Annotated in this window: 10 protein-coding genes; 4 read left to right on the forward strand and 6 right to left on the reverse strand. The window is 43.4% G+C overall.

The annotated features are described in order from the left end of the window. Positions 1–560 precede the first annotated feature (560 nt). Positions 561–1250 carry a Crp/Fnr family transcriptional regulator gene (locus HWQ58_RS36015; protein WP_292873326.1) on the reverse strand — a complete coding sequence of 230 codons (690 nt, stop codon included), beginning with the start codon at positions 1248–1250 and terminating at the stop codon, positions 561–563. A 246-nt stretch (positions 1251–1496) separates the two neighbouring features. On the opposite strand from HWQ58_RS36015, the gene HWQ58_RS36020 reads away from it, so the two are divergent. Then, entirely contained in the window at positions 1497–2120 is a 624-nt protein-coding gene (locus HWQ58_RS36020) for a chemotaxis protein CheB (RefSeq protein ID WP_292873328.1), read from the forward strand. Positions 2121–2360: 240 nt separating this feature from the next. Here the strand turns inward: HWQ58_RS36020 and HWQ58_RS36025 are convergent, their stop codons facing one another. Both HWQ58_RS36025 and HWQ58_RS36030 read right to left on the reverse strand, forming a co-directional pair. Beyond that, the gene (locus tag HWQ58_RS36025) at positions 2361–2552 is read right to left on the reverse strand and encodes a hypothetical protein (RefSeq protein ID WP_292873330.1); all 192 of its coding nucleotides are present in this window, start codon (positions 2550–2552) and stop codon (positions 2361–2363) included. Between the two features lie 292 nt (positions 2553–2844). Then, entirely contained in the window at positions 2845–3018 is a 174-nt protein-coding gene (locus HWQ58_RS36030) for a hypothetical protein (RefSeq protein WP_292873332.1), read from the reverse strand. Between the two features lie 13 nt (positions 3019–3031). On the opposite strand from HWQ58_RS36030, the gene HWQ58_RS36035 reads away from it, so the two are divergent. Together HWQ58_RS36035 and HWQ58_RS36040 are read left to right on the forward strand one after the other, a co-directional pair. Continuing rightward, the gene (locus HWQ58_RS36035; protein WP_292873334.1) at positions 3032–3175 is read left to right on the forward strand and encodes a hypothetical protein; all 144 of its coding nucleotides are present in this window, start codon (positions 3032–3034) and stop codon (positions 3173–3175) included. Further along, the gene (locus HWQ58_RS36040) at positions 3120–3332 is read left to right on the forward strand and encodes a DUF5615 family PIN-like protein (protein ID WP_292873336.1); all 213 of its coding nucleotides are present in this window, start codon (positions 3120–3122) and stop codon (positions 3330–3332) included. Before HWQ58_RS36035 ends, HWQ58_RS36040 begins: the two co-directional genes overlap by 56 nt. Positions 3333–3534: 202 nt before the next feature. Here the strand turns inward: HWQ58_RS36040 and HWQ58_RS36045 are convergent, their stop codons facing one another. Next, the gene (locus HWQ58_RS36045) at positions 3535–4182 is read right to left on the reverse strand and encodes a pentapeptide repeat-containing protein (protein WP_292873338.1); all 648 of its coding nucleotides are present in this window, start codon (positions 4180–4182) and stop codon (positions 3535–3537) included. 170 nt (positions 4183–4352) lie between these two features. Here HWQ58_RS36045 and HWQ58_RS36050 point away from each other — a divergent pair, with 170 nt between their 5' ends. Then, positions 4353–4511, forward strand: a complete 159-nt coding sequence (locus HWQ58_RS36050; protein WP_292873340.1) for a DUF433 domain-containing protein — start codon at positions 4353–4355, stop codon at positions 4509–4511. A gap of 49 nt (positions 4512–4560) precedes the next feature. Here HWQ58_RS36050 and HWQ58_RS36055 read toward each other — a convergent pair whose 3' ends face one another. Together HWQ58_RS36055 and HWQ58_RS36060 are read right to left on the reverse strand one after the other, a co-directional pair. Continuing rightward, positions 4561–4857 (reverse strand): GNAT family N-acetyltransferase, encoded by a 297-nt coding sequence (locus HWQ58_RS36055; protein ID WP_366839256.1) that lies wholly within the window; start codon positions 4855–4857, stop codon positions 4561–4563. A gap of 244 nt (positions 4858–5101) precedes the next feature. After that, complete coding sequence (locus tag HWQ58_RS36060; protein ID WP_292873342.1) at positions 5102–5269, reverse strand: hypothetical protein; 168 nt, start codon at positions 5267–5269, stop codon at positions 5102–5104. Positions 5270–5547: the final 278 nt, after the last annotated feature.

Raw genomic sequence — 5547 nt, forward strand, 5'->3', positions numbered from 1 at the left:
TTGGTGTTTTCCGCAAGTCAAAAGAGCTTTTACTTTCTCAAACCCCAGTTTGCTTGTTTATTTAAGTAATTCACGCATTAATTTTGGTGTATCGTTGAGCCGAAAGCTTGCGATGTCTACGACGGGCTATTCGGCGTCGCGATCGCTTCACTCAGCAAGAATGTTTTAACAGCTTACTGCTGACTCTGCTGGCTTATTAGTTAAATATAAGTGATTGACAAGGGTTTGAAGCGGTGAATCAGACATTGAAAACTAAGGCTAAACACATTGATCGAACCACGACTACTCAATTGAATGCATAAGTTTAGCCTGAATCCTCAGATATGAATGATGAAGAATTTGACGAGGCATAAATGAGAATTAATCCCTAAATAATGTTAATCAGGGATTTGTTTATAAAACAATACAGTTCAGTTAAGGCTTGATCCTCCCTAACCCTCCGATAAATTGGAGGGAACTAGAGCAAGCCTTTTTAAGGGGAGTGCGATCGGTGCATTTACGCGCACGTAGTTTTGGCTCTTGGGGCTTCGTGTGCAGATCCAAAGATGAAACCAATAACCTTAATTGGCGTTAAGCAAACGCTCAAACTCTGCTTTGACAACTTGGTAACACTCGCAGGTGGTAGCTTCTAAACCTGAGCGGTCAAGGATAGTTATTTGCCCGCGAACATAGTTGATTAGCCCCGCCCTCTGAAGAAAAGAGGCACTAAGGCTAACACTGGAGCGATTCACACCTAGCATTTTGCTGAGAAATTCTTGAGTGAGTGGAAAAGTGCCTGTCTCTACTCGATCGGCAGTCATCAGCAGCCAACGGCACAATCGCTCTTCTATTGAGTGCAGGCGGTTACACGCAGCTGATTGGGCGATTTGATTAAATAGCGCTTGCGTGTATCGTTGGAGCAGATCGTGCAACGGACTACTTGCGGTGACATGAGTTTTAAATGCATCTACTCTCATCCTCAATCCATAGCCAGGGACTTGTATAAAACACTCGCCCGGAATCCTATCGGCTCCCAGGAATACTGGAAGACCCACCATTCCTTCATTGCCCACCGTAGCCACTTCGATTGCCGAACCGTCCGTCAGAACGGTGAGCATAGAGGCTACGCCATAGTTGAGGAAATAGACGTACTCAATTGGTTGGTTACGTAGGTAAAGGTGTTGTTTTAACTCTAGCGGGACAACCTCCATATAAGCAACAAGACGAGAGTATTCTTTAGAGGGTAGAGCAGCTAGAAGTTGGTTTTTCACAAGTGCAGGATTTTTGAAACAGAGATAGCACGAAGCTGTTTAAGCCAGTCTTATCTCTATTAAATAACCGGCAGCAATCAAGAACCTCTAGCAAAAGGTTTATCTCTTGTCAACAGTTTATATTTGTTGTCTAAATAACATAGAATAATTATATGTTAGTGAGCTAACATAGCAGAGTAACTTGTCAGACTGCTATAGCACTAATTAGACGATCGCTACTGAGCGCTAAACATTCGCAAAGAAAAAATGGCGTTACAACAACGACACCGAATTCTGTCACACTTCCCCAATATTGCCTATAACATAGTGGCGATCGGAGCTTCTGCGGGCGGGCAAAAACCAATCATCCAAATTTTATCGGCTTTACCAGCAGATTTCCCGGCGGCGATTATTGTAGTTCAGCACATGAATCCTCTTTACCCTAGTCGTCTGGCACATATCCTCAGCCGCCATACAGCGTTGCGAGTAGAGCAGGCAAAATTAGGGGAGATAATACGTCCAAGCACAGTTTACACTTATGTTCCAGATCGGCACTTAGTAGTTGATGCTAACGGTAAGCTGTCTCTATTAGAGTCGCCAAAGATGAACTTTGTTCGCCCCTCAGTGGATAAACTATTCATGTCAGTAGGACTTAATTACGGAATGCGGGCAATTGCTGTTGTCCTAAGTGGGTTTGGCAGAGATGGTGCTTTAGGAGTGATGGCAATTAAAAAGTATGGTGGTACGACGATTGCTCAAGATCAAACTACTTCGGAGTGCTTCGATATGCCTTCAGCAGCTATTGACACCGGGAAAGTAGATTTCGTTCTGACTCCAGAGGTGATTGCCAAGAGCTTGAGCAGCCTGGTAATGAAGGAATTAGCAGCATAAGGGATAATTTATTAATTAAATAGGCAGTTTTGGCTGCTGTTTGCAGCATTGTGGCTGCACCAGTGCGTAGACGCGTAGCGGCTTGTCGTAAGACATCGCCTTGTGGCAATTTCGCCTCTGCTAACTGGGTTTGGCGAGACTTCGCTGAGTTCATCTTTTAGTGTTTTCTGCAAGCAAAATGGCATTCGATTTCCTAAATTGGCTTGTTTGCTGCGGAGCTTTTGGTTGTGAGCGATCGCTTTATATTGAAATAATCTGGATTTCCGTTACTTGATGCATTGGTTTAGTTGGCTTTTCAGTGGTGATCAGTTGATCAGCTTTAATTTGCAAAGCAGCCGCCACATGAAGTGCATCCATCGCAGCTAAACCGTAAGTACAGGCAATTTGAGAAGCATTCTGCATAATTTGCTCTAAGTCAGTTGCCCAGTGCATGACAGCACTAAAAAATGTTTTGTAAAATTCTGCAACGCCCTTGTTGCTTGTTAAAAGTTGCTTTAGGCAAGACTTCTAACTGAAACATTGCGACTTGAGGCAAACTCCAGATTTTCATCGTTAAGAATTTGATTCGCTCTGATGCTGACTGACTGAATGCCACAGAAAGCGCTAATCAGTACACCAGAGTCTATGTACGTCTTCTTACGACTCACGGAATCCACCGCGACGTGCAGCAAGTTCAAGTTCAATTTCGTCAACGTTTACGAAGTTGCAATCCAGCAGCGATCGCTCATTGTCGGATCGACCATAATTTTTTGGCTAAGGGTGTTTGTGGCACAAAATCAGATTCGGGGTGTGTTGTTTCTGACTCAGATTTAAGTAGTTCAACAAACTGCAAAACTTTTTGTTGCTTTTGGGGTGTGAGTTCTCGCCAGTGTTTAAGTAGTTGAACTTCATTACCCATAAATACAACGCTCGTGAATGATTTTTCTATTTTAGTGGCAGAAGCCTTAATTTTTGCATCGTCCTACTTTGATGATCGCATCATTGAACTACCTAACCGCTATGAAACTGTTGCCCCGTCGGGGATTACCACTCTCTGCGGCAGCATTGCTACGTAATGCAGGTATCGACACTATCCATCTGGGTGAAATTGGGATGTCTGAAGCTGAAGATGCAGAAATTATCCAGAGAGCTAGAGAAGAGGACGTGTTGTTGCTACACTCGATGCAGATTTTCCATACATTGCTGGCGCTTGATGAAGCAACTACTCCTTGAGTCATTCGCATTCGTATTGAAAGGTTACGTGCTCAAGCATTAGCAAATCTGTTGCTGACAGTAATCGCTGAGTGTCAAGAGGATTTGGAACAAGGAGCAGCTGTTACGGTTGAGCCAAGCCGTATTCGTATCCGTCGTTTACCGTTGTTACCTGATGTCTAACCTTTTGCACCTTTAACTTAAAATTTATATTCAAGCGTGGTTATTTCTTAAGTCCAATTGCTCCCTGTATATATGTATCCGTCAGGTCAGTACCCGTCAGATTTGCACCGTTCAGGTTTGCACCGTGCAGGTTGGCACCGCTCAGGTTTGCACCGTTCAGGTCGGCACCGCGCAGGTTGGCACCCTTGAGGTTAGCACCCTTGAGGTTAGCACCGTTCAGGTCGGCACCGCGCAGGTCGGCACCACTCAGGTTGGCACCCTTGAGGTTAGCACTACCCTGGGAAGTACCTCGCAGGTCGGCACCACTTAGATCAGCACCCTCTAAATTAGCGTTTAGTGTTGCACCGCCCAGTTGGGCATTGTTGAGTCGGGCATGGCTGAAGTTGACACCGCTTAGGTATGCACCGCTCAAGTTGGTACCGATGAGGTAAGCACCGCTAAGGTTTGCACTTTCACCCAAGAACAGGAGGTAGCCCAAGCTGGCACCGCTCAGGTTGGCTTCGCTCAGGTTGGTACGGCTCAGATTAGCATTAGTTAGAATGGCATTACTCAGCTTAGCATTACGCAGATTGGCACCGCTTAAATCAGCATCGACCAGATAGGCGCTACTCAGCTTGGCATTGCTCAAGTCACAATTTGGACATTTGTTAGCAATTCGCAACCAAAAAGCTTCCCTACCTCCATTCATTTGAGTTACTGTCCATCCCAGCCAAAAGATCAAGCAACCCCACCCCAATAATTTTCTAAATTTGTCCAACTTAGCTCCTTTACCGCGAATCTAATAGTATTCGCTGTCGCGGCGGCTGTACTTAGCTTATAACGCACTATTCACACACCAAGCAACCTGCGCCTAATTGCATGAATGGACAACCCTCTATTCGTAATCTTCGCCTTACCGTTCGTCGGGTGATTGAATTATTAGTTACCTACCCTAATCGAGAAGAACTGCGCCAGAAGTTTCCCCAATTAGAAGATGAAGATATTCAGCAAGCCTTAATTTTTGCATCATCCAAGTAGGACGATCGCATCATTGAAACTACCTAACCGCTATGAAACTGTTGCTTGATCAAGGATTACCACTATCTGCGGCATTCCGCCACTCCATTAAAAATCGATTTTCATCACCACCCACCACTCTAAATCCAAGAAGCTCATAAAGGGCTTTGGCTGGGTTCACTCGCATCACACTTAATTTAATCGGAATTCTTCTAAATATTGCTTGTTCTAATAATTTATTTAATATCTCAGTACCAAGACCTTTACTTTGATGAAGAGGCAGAAAAGCAAGGTAATTTAAGAATAGTGCATCTTCTTGCTCGATTACCAAAATAACTCCAATATCTATTCCCTCGTGACAGAGGATTTCAAAGAGTAAATCGCCTTATTGCAATTTCGCCTTGGCTAACTGAGTTTGACGGTACTTCGTTGAGTTCATCAAGTTTTAGTGTTTTCCGCAAGCAAAATAGCATTCGATTTATGCACCTTTGAAGAAGCTTGAAAGAATGAAAGCTTCTTACGACTCACAGAATCCACCTCGACGTGCAGCAAATTCAAGTTCAATTTCGTCAACGTTTACGAAGTTGCAATCCAGCAGCGATCGCTCGTTGTCAGATTGACCATAATTTTTTGGCTAAGGGTGTTTGTGGTACAAAATCAGATTCGGTAAGTCTTGTTTCTGACTCAGATTTAAGTAGTTCACCAAACTCCAAAACTTTTTGTTGCTTTTGGGGTGTCAGTTCTCGCCAGTGTTCAAGTAGTTGAACTTCATTACCCATAAATACAACGCTCGTGAATGATTTTTCTATTTTAGTGGCAGAAGCCTTATTTCCTATTCCCTGCTAGAAAATTTTGCTTGGAGTACAATCATCTATCATGAACACAAATTTAACTTAACTTTATATTTAATCAGTAAAAAGGCTTATTGCTTTCTCAAAACTTCATATTCAATAAGCAAAAAGGCATATTGCTTACTCAAAATGACATTTTACTTTCTCAAACCCCAGTTTGCTTTCTCATTTTGGTGTTTTCCGCAAGCAAAAAGAGCTTTTACTTT

The organism is Nostoc sp. LPT, from assembly GCF_017115165.1.
GTDB lineage: Bacteria > Cyanobacteriota > Cyanobacteriia > Cyanobacteriales > Nostocaceae > Nostoc.